Here is an 18259-nt window from a genome sequence, read left to right as displayed (position 1 = left end):
GCCGCGGGGGGGGGGCCCCCCCCCCCCCCCCGGGCGCGCCCCGCCCCCCCCCCCCCGCCGACGCGAGCCGCGGCGCGAACGGCTCGGCTCGGCGAGCCGCCGCACGAGCCGTTCGCGCCGAACCCGATGCCCGACGGCCCGGCTCAGCTTGTCGACGAGCCGAGCCAGGTGCTGCTGCGCCGCGCCGAACTCGCGGCCGAAGCCGCCCTACGCGCCGATGCGGTCCACTCTCCATCCCCGGCCCTGGCGGCGCGGATCGGCGCGCGTCCGGCAGCCGGCCCGGACCGCGCCGGGTGGGACGCGGCCGTCGGCGCGCTCGCCGTCTACCGCGCCCGACACCAGCCAGATACCCCAGCCGCCGACCCCGGGCCGCCGCCCGGCGCCCATCCCCACGACAGGCAGAGCGACCCGTGGATCCGCCACCTCGATCAGGCCGCGCGCCTCGTCGAGACCTGGGCCAACGCCCTCCCACCTCCGGCCCGCGCCCGGTTCTACACAGCGGCCACCACCGTCCCCCGGCAACGCGCCCTCGCCGGCCTGCACGCCCTCCTCGATCACGGCCACCACCCCGACCGACTCCACCGGGCGCTCACCGCGGAACCGCTCGCCGACGTCCGCGTCGGCGCCGCCGTACTTGAGCAACGGGTCGCCGATCTCTGCCGCCAGGCGGGCCTCGAGGCGGCGCTCTACGACCTGCCTGCCCCTGTGACCGCGCAGCAGGAGTGGAACACCGTCACAGGCCTTCTCCTCGAAGCCGAGATCAACTATCTGGCGACGCAGCCCACCGCGACCCTCGCGGCCTCCTGGCGCGACCTCCGCAGCGGCCCCGCCATCGCAGCGCTCGCGGCGGGCGGAGGCGGGATGCGCCCCGGTCAGTCATCGACCGACGGGATGTCGAGCGCGGTCCAGCTGACCCGCATCGAGGCCGCCCTCGACCGCCAGATCACCCACGCCGTGTCCCGCGCCACAGGCGAACCCGCCGAGTACCTCACCGGACTGCTCGGCCCCCAGCCAGACACCGAACCCGCCGCCACCGCCTGGGAGCAATCCGCTCTCCGCATCGAGGAATATCGCCATCGCCATCTCGGACTGTCCTACGGCTCCCCGGCCGATCCCGAAGCGATCGATCCGAAGCGCCGCGCGCTCGGGTCTCGCCCTGCCGGGTCCGCAGCGACCAGCTACGACGACGCCTGCCAACTCGACGAAGCGTTCAGCGCGACGTTGCCTTTCTGACGCGGTTTTTGTCTCTACCGCCCTGAGAGGAACACGCCCAAGGTTGGGTGCAGGTTCGCGGAGGTGGGCGGGAGGAGAGGCTGAGATACCGCGTCTCCATCATTCGGTCACAGCAGTGCCGCCTCATCAAATACACCTGCTGGACGAGATCACAAGCGTGGTGCCGGAGTCCTTGCCGTGACGGTAGATAAACATCCAATTGGTACTCCGCCCATCCGTCCGTGCGGATTGTCGCCTCTCGCCGTCCCGCGAGGAATCTACCTGGCGAGCAAGTCCACGGGACAACCTGGCTCGCAATTTTCCGGCAACCGCCGAAACTGGCAGAATGGACTTGACCATCGGTAGAACGAATGCGACAAGCTGGAGATCGCCTGCAGCCAGGCCGCCAGTGGCGGCGGAACGCCTATCGTCCAGCGTCCGGGCTGTGGCCTGGCCTCGACCACGACCAGGCCAGCGCCGCGGCGCTACTGCTTCTTGATCTTTTCGGCTAGTTGCGCGGTCGCGGCCGTCACCAGTTGGTCGGAGGGCTCCAGGCCTGATATTACGAAGAGGATGTCCTCCACCCTGCCGGTGGCAAAGAAGACGAAATCGACGTAGAAGCTGACCGGGGAGCCTTGCACCGTCGCCGGGAGGGCGAACGAGTACCGCTTCAACGCTCCAGGTGGAGTCTCGGTGTCGCGTGTGGTCATCGCGCCCAGTTGGAAGGAGTTGCCACTGAGCCCCTCCTCCATCAGGTGGGTGGCCAGCTTGCGCATGCAGTCGTCGAAGACCGGTTCCTTGACGAGTTCGACATCGCGCGCGACCTGTGTGGTCGTCTCGATCGAGGCGGTGGAGACAACACTGATCAGACTGTTCGCGCTGCTCAGCGTCGGCCCGGTGACCGTGTCGACCGAGCTATCACTCATCAGCGCGTCGCAATGCGCCATGTCCGGGTACGTCGAGGGGTCAAAATCGTTCGAGCCATCGCTATTGTCGGCCGCTGTCACCGTGAAGCCGGCCGTCTCCGGGCCCTTGGTGTACAGGTAGTCCGCCGCTCTGAGTGCCGCAGGGGAAGCGTTAGGTGGCTTCGCCCCGTTAATGGCCGTCGCCGACGGCCTCCCGGTCACCGTCGACACGCTGCTATCAGTGGCCGAACCGCAGCCGTCGAGCGTGAGCACCAGCGCCACGATGGCGCCGACGGCCACCGGAGCGAACCTCGCGCGCGTCCTGATCGTACCCAACCCCATGCCAGCTCCCCATCTCCCACTCACATACCTGGACGACATCCAGGGCAAAGAGCGCAACGCGGAATGATAGCGGCGGCAACCATCGCGAGCGGGCCGTGGCGCTGACCTCGATCGAGCGATCAGTCCGTAGCTGGTGCCGTCGGCCGCGTTGCGTCGGCGGCCTACCCGACCCCGGCGGGCGGGCCGGGGAAACGGACCAGCCGCGAGACTGACACCGCGCCCCGGCCCGACCCAGCAGCTCTGCTGTCCCGCTGCCGCTGATATCGATGCCGTCGACCGGACTGGAGACTCTGCGCCTCGATGTCCGGCCATGTCTGAGGCGTTGTGTGCCGTCGGTCATGGTGCGCGACGCGGGGTGCGACGCGCCCGGCGAGCACGGCCGCTTGCGGCCGCGCGCAGCCGGTCGCGCGGCGCGGTGCTTGATCTCAGAACGAGCAATTCGGCAGCCTGCGACGTAGCACCTTCGTCGATGTCCGACCACTGGGGCTGCTCGTACCGGGACCGCCGAGCGGCGCACCCCTCGCGTGGGCCGTGATAGCTCGCGAGTGAAGGTCGCGCGGCGGGCGCGCCTCGGCGTCGGTGCAGGCGTCAGCCTAGCCGTGGCCACCGCAGGTAGCGGCGAGGCCGAACCCATCGGCCGGTGCCGGCGGCACGGAGCCTCCCCACGGGGTCAGCTGGACCGCGGCCCAGGTCGTCGCAAACCGTGACGACCTCCAGGAGCAGCTGACAGCAGCCGAGACCGCCCCGAACGGCATGGCATCACCTTGGCATCAGAACCACGAAGTCGCGATCTTCGGAACCAAGATCCCAGTACAAACGTGCAGGTCAGACCGGGTGGGGCGGGTGGGGCTCGAACCCACGACCGGAGGATTATGAGGACTTTTCCGGTTTGCGGTGTGCTGAGCTGCGTTGATGCACTTCACGCGGCACCGACGGGCGCCGAATACTCCGCTGTACCGCAGTTGCCTGATGGCAGCCTTTGAGGCGCCCACTCCAGCGAGGATCACTCGGTTACGGACCGTGGTTGCAACCGTAACGAACCACCGCGAGTACCTTCCGTAGCCGAGTCTGTGCTCTTCGCAGACTCGGCTCAGCGCACGCTGGCCAGGGAACGCCTGCTGTCGTCTGCGTCAGGGTCGAGCTCCCCGCAGGCATCCAATCCGTAGACCTCTGCGAGCCGGCCCTGGACGTCCACCGATGTCGGTCGGACGGGCTCGGTGCCATCCACCGACGTCCGCTGACGTCCGTCCCGTTGAAGACGTGATCCTGGGCTAACACCGGGCTACTCGGGCCACCCGATGACCCGGTCGACCTGGACGTCACGCAGGCGAGCGCCCGCAAAGTTGGCACCGGTGACGTTGGTCAGGCCGTGGGGATGGGCGCCCGTGTTCACGAAATCGAGGCGAACGCCAGTCAGGTCGGCGTCCCGCAGATCGGCGTCACGGAGATCGCATCCCCCGAACGAGGCGCCTCTCAGCGATGCTCCTCGCAGGTCCGCACTCCGAAAATCGCACATCTTGAACGAGCACCCGTCCAACGTCGCGTGGCGCAGATCAGCACTAACGAACGAACAACGATCGAACCACAGCTGCCCCGCCCGCGCTGTCGCCAGATTCTGGCCGTCGAAGCTCCGTCGCTTGACGACTGCTCCGTCACGAAACGAACCAAGCAACTGTGCGGATGTCCCGTCACGAGCCATGGCCAGCATCATGCCGATCCCAGCGGGCCGCATCACCACCTTCGCTGACACCGCGAAGCCCGGCGTCGCGATCTTCCCGGGTGCCCATGTCATCGTCCGGGACGACGAGGGCACTTCGCGCGCGCGAAAGTGGTCAGCGAACGGCGGTGGCGTAAGCCGGCTCTGCTCACGTCCCAGGTCGACCTTGCGACCTGTCAGACGGCGAGCACCGACCCGGATGATCTTTCCAGCCGTGGACACACCAATCGGTAGACGGACCGCGCATGAACGTCGCGCTGGCGGGAACGGAGAGGTGCCTGTGGGGTCGCGCGTACCCGAGACGGCTCGGGCGGGGCGCAGCAGCCCGCGGCTGTCGGGCCGCCTCAGCCCAGGGGCTTGCCGTCTTCCAGGTAGACGGTCTCACCGGCCGACCGAGCCGCCAGACACGCAGCCACCCGCCGAGCGAGCAACGCCACCATCAACCCGGGCAGCTGTTCGACCGCCGCGAACGTCCACCCGGCCAGCTCCTCGGCAGGCAGCCGGATACCCGCGGCCTCGTCCGAGCTAAGCCGCCCACCGTCGAACACGACGATCAACCCCTCGGTACGCTCCGCTGTCGCCGGCACCCAGTCGACCGCTAGAAGGTTGCCGAGTGGCCGGTCGAGGCTCAGCTCCTCGAACAGTTCCCGACGCGCCGCCGTATGCGGTGATTCATCCTGCTCGACGACGCCACCCGGAAGGTCCCAGCCCGGCCGGTACGTCGGCCGCACCAGCAGTACCCGGTCATCGTCGTCGACCAGCACCACCGCGGCTGCCATCCGCTTACGCGCCAGCCCACGCTGCCAGGCCAGCACCGGCGAACTCGTAGCGTCCACGGCCGTCACCGTAACGGGCCCATGTCACCGGCGAGTGGGGTGACCTGGCCGAACAGATCCGCCGTGTGCTGATGGACGGCATAATCGGCGCCATGATTCGTCCGCGACGGTTCGCCCTCGCTGTCCTGTTCGCGCTCGCGCTCGCGGGCTGCACCCTGTCAGGAGCAACCGCCGGGTCGGCCAACACCCCGACGCCCACCGGAGCGGCCCCCGCCGGGTCGGCGCCCGCCGGGTCGGCGCCCGCCGGACCACTGGTTGCATCGACGTCCACCTCGACCGTCTATCCGGCGCACTGCCAGGCCCAGGACAACAACGAGGAGCCCGACCCGACCTGCACACCCGGCGCGCTGAACCCCGCGGTCACCCAGGCCACCATCAAATCGACGATCTGCACGTCCGGCTGGACGGCCACGATCCGCCCACCCACGTCCTACACCAACAAGATCAAAGGCGAGGCGATCGCCGCCTACGGCGCCTACGCCGGCACTGCGATGGGCAGCTACGAACTCGACCACCTCATCTCCCTGGAAATCGGCGGCTCCCCCACCGCGGTCGCGAACCTGTGGCCCGAACGCGGCGAACACAACGACAAGGACCCCGTCGAGAACGCCGCCAAACGCGCCGTCTGCTCCGGCCAGATGACCCTCGCCGACGTCCAGCAGCAGATCGCCACCAACTGGGTCGCCCTCGGCCACAAACTCGGCGTCACCGGCATCCCAGCCTCCTGAACGAAACGGCCACGCGCGGTTCGGACGGGGCACAGTCCTTCGATGGCGTACGCGACGGCGCGTGCAAGCGCCTCAGCGGCAGCCGGGGTCTATGGCCGGGAAACTGCCGGCCATAGGCGCCGCCGCCGCGCACGCCGCATGGCTGACGATCTCACCGCCGTGGGCGCGCGCTCTTCACTCGGCACGTTCCGCACGCACCCCGCGCGGAGCGATACCGCGCTCGTCCAAGCCTGGCTGGGCTAGCTGCCGGTCGGCGTGTTCGCCTCGTCCGGGCGGTAGACGCTGATCCACTGCTCCACGTCGGCGGTGCGCCAGACCCGCCCAAGTCCCGGTTCGCCGGCTGGCTGCGGGAAGGTGGGACGCCGCGTGAGCTGGTAGCAGCGCGTCCGAGACCGCCCAAGGCGACCCATCAGGTAGCCAATACCCACGCTGTGTGAGCGCTGTCCGGGCCTCAAGACCCGCATATTGCCTGGTAACGGGGTATCTAAGGCCCGAGATCCACGACCCGACAGCGGCTGCCACTGTGGCTGCCTGAAACGGCGCCCGACGCCAATTTGATCCACTTCGGACGCGCTGACCTGCAAGAACGGGGAGCGCGAGTGGGGCGGGTGGGGCTCGAACCCACGACCGGAGGATTATGAGGACTTTTCCGGTTTGCGGTGTGCTGAGCTGCGAAGACGCAGGTCGTGCGCGACCGTGGATCGCCGAATACTCCGCTGTACGGGAGCTGGCTGGGTCTACGACTCGTCGGCGAGATCACAGATCCAGCGGGGCGTTCGCCATCGTTCCAGGGGCGGCCCTGACCCGGATGGGCCGCTTGGAGTGGCCGCGTTCTCATGCGTACGCGTCCCGTGGGAGCAGCGACCTGCGTCGGACGGAGGTGCCGCGCGGATGTCCTCGACGGGTGCCGACCACCGACCCGTCCCGGGCCGTCGCCAGCCGCCGGGACCGTGTCGGGCGTCGCCTGACTGCGCGCCTAGGTCAGCGCGAGTCGGCGCTTGGAAGACCATCGCTCATGCGATTGGAAGACTAGAGGTTCTGCGATTGGTAGACTGACGAGGTGGTCGACTATCGGCGCCGGATCATTGACGACACGCTGGACGAACTCCAGCCGCATCTTCGCGCCCTGTCGATCCACGGCCCGAAGGGCGTCGGCAAGACCGCGACCGCGATGCAGCGTGCCGCGTCGGTCATCGACCTCAGCCTGGCCGGCCAGCGCGAGATCGTCTCTGCGGACCCGTCGGTACTGACCAGCCTGCCCGGCCCGGTCCTGGTGGACGAGTGGCAGAGACTGCCCGAGGTCTGGGACCACGTGCGGCGCTCGGTCGACGCCGGCTCGCCGGCTGGCCATTTCATCATCGCCGGCAGTTCCGCTCCCCGGGGCGCCGTGATCCACTCAGGCGCCGGGCGGATCGTGCCGATGCGGATGCGTCCTCTAAGCGTGGCGGAGCGCGGCCTCGAAACGTCGACGGTGAGCCTGGCCGCACTCCTCGATGGGACCCGCGACATTGGCGGAACCACAAAGCTTCGGCTGACGGACTACGTCGAAGAGATCACCGCATCAGGCTTTCCCGCGATCCGCGGTCTGCCACCACGCGTCCGCCGCGCGGAACTGGATGCCTACCTGGAGAATGTGGTGCACCGGGAGTTCCCCGAGCAGGGCTACCCGGTTCGCCGGCCGGCCGTCCTGCGGGCCTGGCTTGCCGCCTACGCCGCCGCGACCTCAACGACGACGGCCTATTCGAAGATTCTGGACACAGCCACCGCCGGGCTGGCGAACAAGCCAGCCAAGGAGACCACGCTCGCTTACCGCGACGCGTTGTCGTCTCTGTGGCTGCTTGACCCGACAGCACCTTGGATCCCAGGTCGCAACCACTTCGACCGGCTCGCGCAGTCGCCCAAACACCACCTGGCAGACCCCGCGCTGGCCGCCCGCCTACTCGGGCTCGATGGCCCCGCGCTCCTGCGCGCTGAGCAGGGCAGCGCGAGCCTGTCGGAAGGCACGATCCTCGGCGCCCTCTTCGAGCACCTTGCGGCGCTGAGCATGCACACCTACGCCGAGGCAGCCGAAGCCCGAGTCGGCCACCTACGCACCCGTAACAACGACCATGAAGTGGACCTGATCGTCCAGCGGGCGGACGGCCGAGTGCTCGGTATTGAGGTCAAACTCGCCGACCGCGTCGAGGATGACGACGTCAAGCATCTCCGATGGCTCCGCGACCGCATCGGGAATGACCTGATCGACGCCGTCGTCATCTACGCAGGCGAACGCGCGTACCGTCGGCGCGACGAGATCGCCGCTGTCCCGCTGGCGCTGATCGGCCCGTGACCGCCCGCCGATGCCGTGTGCTTGGACGGCGTAGCCACCTGCGAGCGCGAGCCCGTACGGTCCTCCCGCAGCGAGTGCGACTCGGGTGATGCGTTCGTGGTTTTCGTCCATGCGTGCTAGGCGGCTGCGGTAATTCGGCTGCTTTCAGCAAGCGCGGGAAACTTCTCGTCCCAGGCCCGGCGGAGTCGGTCCGGTAGCCATAGGACCGCCCAGAGGTGGGCCGGATTATGTGCGGCCCAGCGCGGTTGGAGCTGCCGGTCCGTGCCGCCGCACACGTCGATCTCCTCGGCGGTGCAGTCGATCAGAACCTTGACCTGCACATCACGCTTGCCCGGATCCGCCGTCACGAAGAAGCCCGCTTCGCATGATCCCAGCATGGTCGTCCCGACATCGAAGTATGTGCGAACGGCGATGTTGCGGCAGCACCCTGCGTCAGCCGTTTGCCGGGTAGGCGCGCAAGCCCTCGGCCCCGGGGCCGGGCGCGATTCCGACGTACTGGTCGACGACGTACGGGGCCGCGCCAGGATCGGTGACCTTGTCCTTGCCGGTGCGGCCGTCGAGGATCACAGGTCCGTTCTCCGTGCTGCCGTAGACGTTGCCGTGCCATACCGACCTGACCAGCGGCGCGACCCTGCCCGACTCCTCATCCGGCAGGTTCCAAAGCCAGGATAGCGTGGTCGTGTCGAAGGCTGCCGCCCAGTGCACGAATGCACTCGATTCCGAGCATATTGTCAGCGTGGCACCGTCGAAGGAGCAGCGCACGCCGCCGAAATCTCCATCGGTGGATTGACGGACCGCCCCGGTGCGGGGATCGATCAACTGCAGCTTCGCATGTCCTCCAGGGCTGTCGCTGGAAATCGCGACGAGGAGTGAAGGGCCGCTCGGAAAGACGTTCAAAACGTCCATTTTGCCACTCAGGGACCATACTTTATGGCCGTTTTCGACCGTCGCTCCGACCAGGTCATAATAGCCCGACGTGTCCGAGGCGAGCGCGCCGACCACGATTGAACCGGTCACATCGGAGGCCGCGAAGCCGATCTGGGTCCAGGGGACCGTGCCATTGGAAAGATCAAAAGTAAAGGTCTCGGCTTCGCTTCCAAGTCCCAAAATTCGTGCGACAGCGATCTGGCCGCTCACGCCCACGACCGCGGTGCTGAGGTTCGAGAGGTACGCGCCGTTGAACTGGGAATCCAGGGTCGCCGCAATATGTGACACCAGCCGTCCGCTCGCCGCGTCGACGGCGACAAGGTCCAGGGCCATCGTCGACGGCATGGTCCCCTTGCCTGGGACCTTGACCGCGAACGCGGCAAGCACCAGCTCTCGGCCTTTGACGGTGGCCAGCAGTGGAGGGGTGGTCGGATCTTCGCCGACGAAGCCATCCGACGCGAAGGGCTCTGCCGTCCCATCCGGCGGCGCGAGGGCGGAGACCCGCCCACTTCGAGTGTCGATCACGAGCAGGCGGTCGGTTGTGGAGACGAAGGCGGTGGTCTTGTAGAGAATAGTCGGCGGCGGCTGCAGAATATTGCCGGCGAGATTCACGCCGTTAAGTGCGGCGTCGTCAGGGATCGTAGGTCCCTGAGTGGTGTCGAAATGGGTCGGAGGGTCGAACGCCTTCAATGTCGCCGCCGGAGTGGCAGGCGCGCCTTCCGACCGTGGCCCGACCGTGCGCTTTGGGTGTGGATCGCCGCAGGCAACGGTGCACAGCAGGAGAGCAACCAGTCCGAGTGGCAGCCAAACGCGAGCGCGCATCGCCAGTGAGCCTCTTGTAAGAGAGCCGGGACAAGGTCTCCCATTATCCATCTGTTGGCCTTTTCGCGTCAAGACTTTAGGCTTAAACGTCGTCGTGGCCACGATCTCATCAATCGCTTGCGCTGTGTTGCGCGGCATGCTACCCGCGGGTTTGGCGGTCATGACCTGCGTTTATGCTGAATTTTGGGACGGCGGAGTTAGGTCAGCGCGCGGCGCCCGACCCCGGGTTTGATGATGAGCGGGGCGGCGAGAGATCCCCGGGGTCGGCTATGGTCATAAGCGTATAGCTACCAGCGGCGAAGCACCGGACGCGTCACGCGGAGACCGCTCGGTGCGGGTCGCGGCGGACTCGGTGGTGCCAGACCAGGAGGCGCGCAGCCAGTCAGCCAGGCATCGGCCGACAGCGAAGCGTCCGTGGAAGTCTCCGGAGCAGACAACTTGGACCTCGGATCTTGGTGGATACCCCGCCGTATCAACACTGTCCGGGATCCAGTACCCATGTATTGCCTGGTGGCAGGGGGTATGAGTCCAGAGATCGAGGACCCGACGGCGGCTGCCAGCCTGGCTGCCAGGAACAGCGAACGACCCGGATCTGATCCACTTCAGTGCGCTGACCTGCACGTACGTAGACCGCGTGCGGACCATGTGTACCAGCATCCGAACCGTTTGATCTTGGTTGCTGGCCCTGAAATTGCTGTCCGACCGGTCGCTACCCGGGCCCTGGCCAGGGGCGATGTCCGGTGACCGTGCCGACTTCTACATCATCTACCGAATCGAACAGGCGTTCCGCAGACCTGGCGGTTCCGGACGCTTCAGCCCGTCTCGTGAGCGTGATCGTCGGAGTAGTGGTCGCTCTAACTTTCCTCTTCGGGTTCGGGAATGTGCTCGCGCTGGGGCTTCGGCTCGGTGTTCCGATGTGGGTAGCGCCGCTCGTCGCGCCCGCGGTTGATCTGTCGGTCGTCGGCCTGCTGCTCGGCAGCCGGCAACTCGCTGTCAACGGCGGGCCGGTGGAAGTGCTGCGCTCGGCGCGAAGGCTACTCATCTTCGCGAGCATGGTAACGCTCGCCTTGAACATCGCGGAGCCCCTGATCTCCGGCCGCTACGGCAAAGCAGCGTTCGACGCCGTCGGACCACTGCTCCTCGTCGGCTGGTCCGAAGTCGCCCCAGATCTCCTCTACGCGATGCGAGCCCCAGCACCCGGCCCGAATCTGCTCGCGACATGCGCAGCCGACAGCCTGCCCCCGGCGGAGGTCCAGCGCCGTGAGCCGACCCTCGCGTCGGCAGCCGAGCCGATACCAGACGGGACCACCGTCGCCGGGCCGCTGTCACGCGAGGCCGCGCGCGAAGCGCGCCGGCAGGACCTGCTGCACCGCGCCCGTGCCGAGGACGTCCTGCACTGGCAGCAGCACCAACGCCCCATCTCCGCGGAAACACTGCGCAAGCGACTCGCTGTCGGCACGGCGACCGCCCGCGGCCTAGTCACCCAACTGCGCGCCGACACCCACGGCGCGCTCGATGGTCGCGGTAACCGGCCGACGTCATAGACCAGGGTGGGGAACCGGAGGGCGCTGATCTGGTCGGCCGCTGATCCTCACGCTCGGCCGACAGAAGCATCAACCATGAACATTGGTGGCGATGGAGCCGTCCGGGTTGAGTCCAAATCGCGAGAGGTAATAGGCCTCCGTCTCCCGCCCCGCCTGTATCAAGGCATCGGGTAGGCGATGGGCGGCTCGTACATCGCCGGCGTCGGTGAGTTCCCGCAGGGCGTCGACTTCGCCGCGGCGGGCAAGGAGATCCACCAGCGCGCCGGCGGCCCGTCCGCCGGTATGAACGAACGGGCGCAGCACGATGAGAGCTGTGTCGATGTCGCCGCGGTTGGCGAGCAACCGGGCAAGATGCTGGGCGGCCGCCTCGTCGCCGAGGTCGGCGCGGGCGCGCAACTCACCGACCTCATCGCGATCGGCGAGGAGTTTCGCGAAAAGGTCCGCAGCCACCCAGTCGCCGGTGTCCGCGCAGGCCCGCAACCCGTCGATGTCCCCGTGATCGGCCAGAATCGCCGCGAGCCGCCGGGCGGCATCTATGTCGCCGTCCGCGCGGGCCCGCAGGCCATCGATATCGCCGCGATCGGCAAGGGCCTGCACGAGGTGATGGGCGGCGCCGCTGAGACCTATGCCGTCGCACGTGCGCAGGCCGTCGGCGTCGCCACGTTCGGCCAACAGCTCAACCAGCCGGCGGCCGAAAGAATCAGCGCCGCTTGAGCGCTGCTCCTGTACCACGGCGATGGCTTCGTCGACGTCGCCACGTGTGACCAGCAGCTCTATGAGCCGCTCGGTGAACTGGCGATCGCTGTGACTGTCGCAGGCTTGTCGCAGTACGGCGACAGCGCCGTCGATGTTCTCTCGGGTGGTCAGTAGATCCGCCAGCGCGAGTACTGCCATTCGGTCGCCCGCGTCGGCCCGAGCCCGCAGTGCCTCGGCATCGCCGCGTGCGGTCAGGAGATCTGTTAGCGCGATGATGGCGCGCCAGGAGCCAGGCCTTGCCAGCGCGTCAAGTTCGTTGACGTCACCGCGTGCGGCGAGGGCATCGACCAACAGATGTTCGGCCCACCCGTCGCCAGCCTTGGCGCGCCCCCGCAGCCCGTCGATGTCGCCGTGTTCGGCCATCAGATCCGCTAACCGGCGGGCGCAGGCGTCGTCGCCGGCCTTGGCGCGCCCCCGCAGCCCGTCGATGTCGCCGTGTTCGGCCATCAGATCCGCTAACCGGCGGGCGCAGTTGTAGTTGCCGGCGTCGGCGCGCTCCCGCAGATATTCGGCGGACTCCTGGTCGGCGCCTCGGGCGACGAGCAGATCCACCAGTTGAAGCATGGCCATCGAGTCGCCGGCGTTCGCGCGTGTTCGCAGCTCGTCGATGTCGCCATTCTTGGCCAGCACCATCGCCAGGCCGTTGGCGGCCTCGCCGTCGCCGGAATCGGCCAGGACGCGAAGACCATCAAGGTCACCGAGTGCACACAGCATTAAGAGGGAGAGGTGATCGCCGGTCGCGGCGCATGCCCGCAGCGCCGGGACGGCACTGCTCACTCTGTCCTGCTCACGCAGGAGCTCCACCAGCCATGCGGCCGCGCGACTGTCGTTTGCAAGGGCGCGTGCCCGCAGCCCTTCGACGTCGCGTCGGTCCACGAGCGCCGACACCAGCTGCTCACCGGCCCGGTCGTCACCGGCCTCCGCACGCGCTCGCAGCCCATCGAGGTCCCCTCGTCTGCCCAGAAGGGCTACCACCCGCGCGCTCGCCCAGAGGCTGCCGATGGCAGCGGTACGGCTGAGGAGGGGGATGGCGTGGCGGTAAAGAAGGCGGTCCTCGGCGGCAGCGGCGAGGTGCGCGACATCATCGGGGTCGCGGAGATGAGCGATGATCGCCTCCCAGAACGCGGCGGGAGGGCGTTCGCTTCGTCGGATGCGACTGGCGTGTTGGACGAGGTAGTCGGCGGCCGTATAACCGGCGATGTCGCCCATCCGGCCGGTTGAAACGGGCTCAAGGGCGCGAGTGGCGCCATGAAGTCGACGCGTGGCATAGGCGATCGCCCGCTCGAACCAGTCGGGGGTGGCCTCGGCCTGCTGAGCCGGCGTGCAGTAGCCGATCGCCGCGTCGCGGAGGAGATCCAGGGGCAGGGGCGCTCGGGCACCGAGACGCGCCGCGTCAAGCGCGGCTGTCATCACGGCGTACGCATAGGGCGCGCCTGTGGCGGCGCCTTCCCACAGTGCGACGAGCTGCGGGGCACCGGCCAGGGTCTGCGTCAGTCCGTAGCCGGCACTGTCAAGGGTGGTCCGAAGCCGTCCGTCCTGGGCTGCGGCGCTCTCGGCGCGCGCGCGTTCCGCAGGGCTGAACACGGCCGGGACCCGCACGACATCGGCGAGCGCGAGCACCTCCCGCTCGCGCGCGTATGGATCCGGGCGATCATCTGTGGCGGGAAGCCCGGTATAGCGGGTGTATCGCTCTGGCCACAGCGTGCCAACAATGACCGCTGGACATGCTGAATCGAGCCACGCGCGAATCGTTCCGGCGCTTAGCCCATCCCTGCCGTCAAGATATCGTTGGATCTCATCCAGCCAGACCACCCGCCGGGCGGCCGAGGTGGTGGCAAGATCTGCCGCTGCGGCGGCGGTCGGTGGGTGCACCAGGCACCATCCCGGGAGTTCGGCGCGCACGGCCTCGGCCGCGGAGCGAGTCTTTCCGCTCGAGGAGCCGCCGACCAGAAGGATGAACCCACCCCGTTCCTGCGCGGATCGCAGGCGGGCACGCAAACCGCCAGTCCCCTCGTCGAGATCACGAGGTATGTAGACGGGCGGTCGGCTGTCCAGCTCGGCGTCACTGAGGCTGATTGCCCGGTGCACACCCAGCCGGTAGAGGTCGACACTGTCAACTCGGACCGTGCCTGCAACTCGGACCGTGCCTGCAACTCGGACCGTGCCTGCCGGAGTCGACCCGGTGGACAGGGCCGCACGAAGGACAGGATTCGCCGGCCAGGCGGTGCGAGCTGCGGAGATCAGTCGGGCCGGCCCGTTCTCCACAGCGCCATTCCGGTAGCGGTGCGCCACCTCCCGCCAGTACTCCAGAGGCCCCGATGGCTCCCATGACGGCTGCTGCTCGACCGGCATCCCGGCCTGCTCAAGCAGCTGACCCGCTCCGACCCTGCTCGGATACAGCCGGGCCAGTAGCTTGACCAGGTCGTCGGTCAGAGCTCCTTCATCCACGCGGGCATCTTCGCACCCCCACAGAACCAGTCTGTCTGCCCGCCGTGGCGTCAATCGGTACGCTTCGACCGATCGAGCGGCCAAGGGCAACGATGAACGGGGACTCTGCGGCCAAGAGCCCGACCAGAATCGGCCCGACCGCCGGCCAGCACGGAAGGACGTTCCCCCAGCGGGTGCGCCATCAGCGGCCGGGCAGGACCAGGCCCGGCGGCAGGACCTTTTGCATCGGGCGCGCGCTGAGGACGTCCTGCACTGGCAACAGCACCAGCGACCGATCTCGGCCGAAAACCTGAGAAAGCGGCTCGCCGTCGGCGCGGCCACGGCCCGGGGCTTGGTCACGCAGCTCCGCAGCGACACCCACGGCGCGCTCGATCGTCGCAGCGAACGGTGGACATAGACCCTGTCCGGCACCTCCATCGCGGGAAAATGGCCGCCGCGGGGGAGCTCGGTCCGATGCACCGATGTCGAAGAATCGTTCGGGTGCGGCCACCGCGTCCATCCGGCGTGCCCACGCGGTCGGCGCAGCGGCCGCCTCACCGCTGGGCGGCGGCACGTTCCGGCCGGGGACTCGCGCGCCACGACCGGAGTCGAACCCGCAGGTCAGGACACCGTTGATGTAACGATCATGTAAATAAGATCGTAAATTCTGACATGAAAACCGCCAAACGCCCAGGCCAGGCGGCATGCGCCACCCACCCAAGGGTCGGCTGGTGGGGCGGGTGGGGCTCGAACCCACGACCGGAGGATTATGAGTCCCCTGCTCTGACCGGCTGAGCTACCGCCCCGGGCTGCCGCAGTCTACCGACTACGGCCTAGTGATGGCGTATGCGACTGCCCTGTAGGCACATCCGTCTGGCGTCACCAACCGTTGGTGTGGCCAACGAATGCGCCGTCTCGCGCCGTGCCGGTCTTTGGCCTCAGATCGGCCACACGCGGTTGCGCACGCTCCGTGGAGTCGGCTCCGCGCGGCCTCGAAGGCGGGGCGCGCTCGGTCACTGATTGGAGGAGCGTTTCCGTCACTTCGAGTCAATATTCGACCTGGTATAGAAGGAGTGCACGGCAGCCTGGCCGGTGTAGTTGGGCCCCGCGCGATCGTCCGCCCCCAGATAGGTGAACGGGAGGCGGATCTCGCGGCGGCCCTGGCAGGTGAGCCGATGGCGACGAGCGTCGTAGGAGGTGCCGCTGGTGCGTAGCGCCGTTGTCAGCGCCCGGCTGGTGGCGTCTCCGTTCGAGCGGGGCGCATGCGGAAGCACTGCCGAACGGTCGCGGGGCGATCACAACTTGGACGATCAGTCCTCGCGCGATCGGCACGGCCACGATCGGAACTCGGGCCATCGGCACTCGGGTGATCGGTACTCGCGCGATCCGTCCTCGGATGATCGGCACTTGGGCGACCGGCACTCGCGCGATCGATACTCCCGCGACCGGTCTGACGGCGATCCGCGAGGTCGCGTCAGACCCGACCCCTACGCCCATCCTGATGAGGATGGCGCGGGCTCGCCCGGTTCGGTGCCCGGTGGACCGCCGCCGCCACCTGCACCGCCCGCGATTACTCACTACGAGTACAAGGTCGTCAAGCTTCGCGAGAGCCTGATCGGCGACAAGATGTCAAAAAGCAAGCTCGAGCGGCTACTCACCCAGCATGCACGAGAAGGTTGGCATTTGAAGGGCCTCACGGCCGTCGACGTCAAGGGCTGGGCCGGCCCCGGCGGCGTCGCCGGGCTCCTGATCACCTTTGAACGCCCCGTCCGTTAGGCACGACGGGCTTCGGCTGCTCTGTCGACCAGTCCGCGATCCCCGTGATGGGTCGGGCCGCCGTCGCATCAGGACCGCGGGTTGGTCGCTCCCGTCCCGTGGAAGAAGCCGAGCCGTGTTCCGGGCGTGCGGGCGAGTTGCCGGCTCTCATGCGTCGCCGCGGGTGCCGGGTGATCGGCGGGTGCCGCCGAGGCATCGAACCGCGCGTTACTCCGTGGCGGGGATGTCGGGCGGTGCGCCGGCGAGAGCCCAGGCATACACCGCCAGGGCCGAGCCAAGCAGGGAACCGGCGGCGATCAGAGGAAGGATCACCCCGAGACTGCCGAGGGCGCCACCGTGGACCGCGCTGGCCACGATGTACACGAGGCAGTCGGTGAGGCACCCGAGGAGCAGCCCCGTGACGGCGTAGCGCAGCCCTCGGGCGCCTCGACCGGAGTACGAGACGTGGGATCGACCGCCAGCGGGCGTGGCCAGCGGGGTCAACCAACTGGCCGGCCACAGTCCACGGCCGAAGAGGCTGGCCTGCATCAGCCGCGAACCGTCCGGTAGAACGAGGACGGGGCGACCGGTGCCGCGGCCTACGGGCACACCCCGGTCTTTCTTGTGCACGGCGACGGGCACCCCACGGCCGAGCCGTTCAAGCGCCGGACTCCACATCACCCTGCGCCAACTGGTGGTGAAGCCGCCAGGGTCTGTCAGCTGAACATAGAAACAGGGCAGTGGTAGACGGCCGCCTCGGTTCATTGGAACGCTGACAGACCATGCCGTCGCGAGGCCTATGTCTGTCCGCGCGGGCAGACGCATGTCGAGCCGGACGAAACAATCGAACAACGGCGCAACGAGGGAAAGAAATGACATCACCGCGACGATGATCACGATCGGAGTCTGGTTCCCGGGGTCTTCGGCTCGTGGATCCACTGGATACCCGTGTGGAGTCGGGTTGGTGGGGTCGTACGCGACGGGAAACGTCGACCCGACGGGAAACGTCGACTCGGACCCGGAGAATCCTTCTTGATGTTCTCTGCCCGTGTTGTCGTTCCACCGGACGCGGATCCAGTCCGACCCCCCGGGCTTCGTCGCGGAATCGACAGCGACGACCTGGCCCACCGCCACCGCGGTCGCCCTGGCCCGTTCCGCGCGGATCTGGGCGAAGTACCAGGCAACCAGGGCGACCAACAGGACCGCAACCGCGGCGATGGCCGCGAAGCTGATCATCATCGCCTGGTCCTCGGAACGCACCCTCCTGGCGGCCCCGTGGTAGGGCGGTGGGCCACCAGGCGGTGGGGCGGGGGTGCCCAAGGATTTCGTCGCCAATCAGGGCCTCCGGCACCACATACGGACATCGACCGTCCGCAGACCGCAGCAGGGCACGCGCCTGCGCGTAGCTTTCCGCTGCGCCGTCGAGGTCCTCACGAAGCAGCAGCAAGCCGGTGTCGACGGTAATCCGGGTGCGTCGGACCGACCTCGATGCGGTTCTCGTCAAGGCCGTTGGAGATCTGCAGGCAGTCCCCGGCGAAGACGAACTCGACCGCCACCGTTCCAGCCGCCATGTCGAACTCCGCTGGCCGCCACTCAAGCAGCGCGACCTCGCGCAGTTCCTGGCCGACGAACGGTTCTAGGCGTTCATCGCGGTGGGACCACGCCGGGGTGAATTCGAGCCCCTCCCACCCGGTGATGGCCGCCGTGGTGTCGATGGTGTCCCAGCCCAGCGAGAGCTTGTCGAGGTAGCTGTGGCACACGTCGACCTGGACACCGTCGAAATCCAGCACCACCGGGCAGTCTGCGAACCACTCCCCGTCCTCGACGTAGCGCACCACGGCGAACCCCGTCAGCGGCCTACCAGCGAGCATCGCCAGATGTGATCCATGCGCCTGCCGAACCGCCTCGATGCCGACCAGGAAGGACGGCTTGAAACCAGAGATCCCCAGGTCCACAGCA

Annotated in this window: 14 protein-coding genes, 1 tRNA gene and 3 pseudogenes; 6 read left to right on the top strand and 12 right to left on the bottom strand. The window is 68.0% G+C overall.

All coding sequences use genetic code 11. The features are described from left to right. A pseudogene (locus I6A60_RS07645) lies at window positions 1-1233 on the top strand (TrwC relaxase); the annotation flags it as partial. A gap of 464 nt (window positions 1234-1697) precedes the next feature. Here I6A60_RS07645 and I6A60_RS07640 read toward each other — a convergent pair. The 3 genes from I6A60_RS07640 to I6A60_RS07630 form a co-directional block, all read right to left on the bottom strand. Continuing rightward, complete coding sequence (locus I6A60_RS07640) at window positions 1698-2417, bottom strand: hypothetical protein (protein ID WP_203017030.1); 720 nt, start codon at window positions 2415-2417, stop codon at window positions 1698-1700. Between the two features lie 1324 nt (window positions 2418-3741). Beyond that, a complete protein-coding gene (locus I6A60_RS43390) occupies window positions 3742-4398 on the bottom strand; it encodes a pentapeptide repeat-containing protein (protein ID WP_203021294.1) in 657 nt (218 codons plus the stop codon). 122 nt (window positions 4399-4520) lie between these two features. Beyond that, entirely contained in the window at window positions 4521-4955 is a 435-nt protein-coding gene (locus I6A60_RS07630) for an NUDIX hydrolase (RefSeq protein WP_203021297.1), read from the bottom strand. A 149-nt stretch (window positions 4956-5104) separates the two neighbouring features. Here I6A60_RS07630 and I6A60_RS07625 point away from each other — a divergent pair, with 149 nt between their 5' ends. Next, window positions 5105-5740 (top strand): hypothetical protein, encoded by a 636-nt coding sequence (locus I6A60_RS07625; protein ID WP_203021293.1) that lies wholly within the window; start codon window positions 5105-5107, stop codon window positions 5738-5740. Between the two features lie 239 nt (window positions 5741-5979). Here I6A60_RS07625 and I6A60_RS07620 read toward each other — a convergent pair whose 3' ends face one another. Continuing rightward, window positions 5980-6150 (bottom strand): hypothetical protein, encoded by a 171-nt coding sequence (locus tag I6A60_RS07620; protein WP_307873570.1) that lies wholly within the window; start codon window positions 6148-6150, stop codon window positions 5980-5982. A gap of 650 nt (window positions 6151-6800) precedes the next feature. On the opposite strand from I6A60_RS07620, the gene I6A60_RS07615 reads away from it, so the two are divergent. Continuing rightward, entirely contained in the window at window positions 6801-8069 is a 1269-nt protein-coding gene (locus I6A60_RS07615) for an ATP-binding protein (RefSeq protein ID WP_203021289.1), read from the top strand. Between the two features lie 116 nt (window positions 8070-8185). Here the strand turns inward: I6A60_RS07615 and I6A60_RS07610 are convergent, their stop codons facing one another. Next, window positions 8186-8446: a hypothetical protein gene (locus I6A60_RS07610; RefSeq protein ID WP_203021298.1), complete on the bottom strand. Its 261-nt coding sequence runs from the start codon at window positions 8444-8446 to the stop codon at window positions 8186-8188. A gap of 55 nt (window positions 8447-8501) precedes the next feature. Further along, window positions 8502-9686, bottom strand: a complete 1185-nt coding sequence (locus I6A60_RS07605; RefSeq protein WP_203021287.1) for a hypothetical protein — start codon at window positions 9684-9686, stop codon at window positions 8502-8504. An 872-nt stretch (window positions 9687-10558) separates the two neighbouring features. Here I6A60_RS07605 and I6A60_RS07600 point away from each other — a divergent pair. Further along, window positions 10559-11362: a hypothetical protein gene (locus I6A60_RS07600; protein WP_203021285.1), complete on the top strand. Its 804-nt coding sequence runs from the start codon at window positions 10559-10561 to the stop codon at window positions 11360-11362. A 69-nt stretch (window positions 11363-11431) separates the two neighbouring features. On the opposite strand, the gene I6A60_RS07595 is transcribed toward I6A60_RS07600, so the two are convergent. After that, a complete protein-coding gene (locus tag I6A60_RS07595) occupies window positions 11432-14566 on the bottom strand; it encodes an effector-associated domain EAD1-containing protein (protein ID WP_203021283.1) in 3135 nt (1044 codons plus the stop codon). Between the two features lie 202 nt (window positions 14567-14768). Here I6A60_RS07595 and I6A60_RS41375 point away from each other — a divergent pair. Next, window positions 14769-14963: pseudogene (locus I6A60_RS41375) on the top strand (hypothetical protein); the annotation flags it as partial. A 311-nt stretch (window positions 14964-15274) separates the two neighbouring features. Here I6A60_RS41375 and I6A60_RS07585 read toward each other — a convergent pair. Both I6A60_RS07585 and I6A60_RS07580 read right to left on the bottom strand, forming a co-directional pair. Further along, window positions 15275-15351: transfer RNA gene (locus I6A60_RS07585), tRNA-Ile, on the bottom strand. Between the two features lie 231 nt (window positions 15352-15582). After that, window positions 15583-15819 (bottom strand): hypothetical protein, encoded by a 237-nt coding sequence (locus tag I6A60_RS07580; RefSeq protein WP_238434952.1) that lies wholly within the window; start codon window positions 15817-15819, stop codon window positions 15583-15585. 28 nt (window positions 15820-15847) lie between these two features. On the opposite strand from I6A60_RS07580, the gene I6A60_RS41370 reads away from it, so the two are divergent. After that, window positions 15848-16321 carry a DUF4177 domain-containing protein gene (locus tag I6A60_RS41370; RefSeq protein ID WP_238434951.1) on the top strand — a complete coding sequence of 158 codons (474 nt, stop codon included), beginning with the start codon at window positions 15848-15850 and terminating at the stop codon, window positions 16319-16321. A 207-nt stretch (window positions 16322-16528) separates the two neighbouring features. Here the strand turns inward: I6A60_RS41370 and I6A60_RS07570 are convergent, their stop codons facing one another. The 3 genes and pseudogenes from I6A60_RS07570 to I6A60_RS07560 all read right to left on the bottom strand — a co-directional run bounded on the left by I6A60_RS07570 (window position 16529) and on the right by I6A60_RS07560 (window position 18255). After that, entirely contained in the window at window positions 16529-17197 is a 669-nt protein-coding gene (locus I6A60_RS07570) for a hypothetical protein (protein ID WP_203021279.1), read from the bottom strand. A 114-nt stretch (window positions 17198-17311) separates the two neighbouring features. Further along, window positions 17312-17536 (bottom strand): annotated as a pseudogene (locus I6A60_RS43925) (hypothetical protein); the annotation flags it as partial. 194 nt (window positions 17537-17730) lie between these two features. Then, on the bottom strand, window positions 17731-18255 hold the full coding sequence (locus I6A60_RS07560; RefSeq protein ID WP_203021276.1) for a hypothetical protein: 525 nt from the start codon (window positions 18253-18255) through the stop codon (window positions 17731-17733). Window positions 18256-18259 lie beyond the last annotated feature (4 nt).

The organism is Frankia sp. AgB1.9 (assembly GCF_016786355.1).
Classification (GTDB): domain Bacteria; phylum Actinomycetota; class Actinomycetes; order Frankiales; family Frankiaceae; genus Pseudofrankia.
Note: the sequence above shows the minus strand (reverse complement) of the source record. Positions and strands in the feature narration are given on the sequence as shown.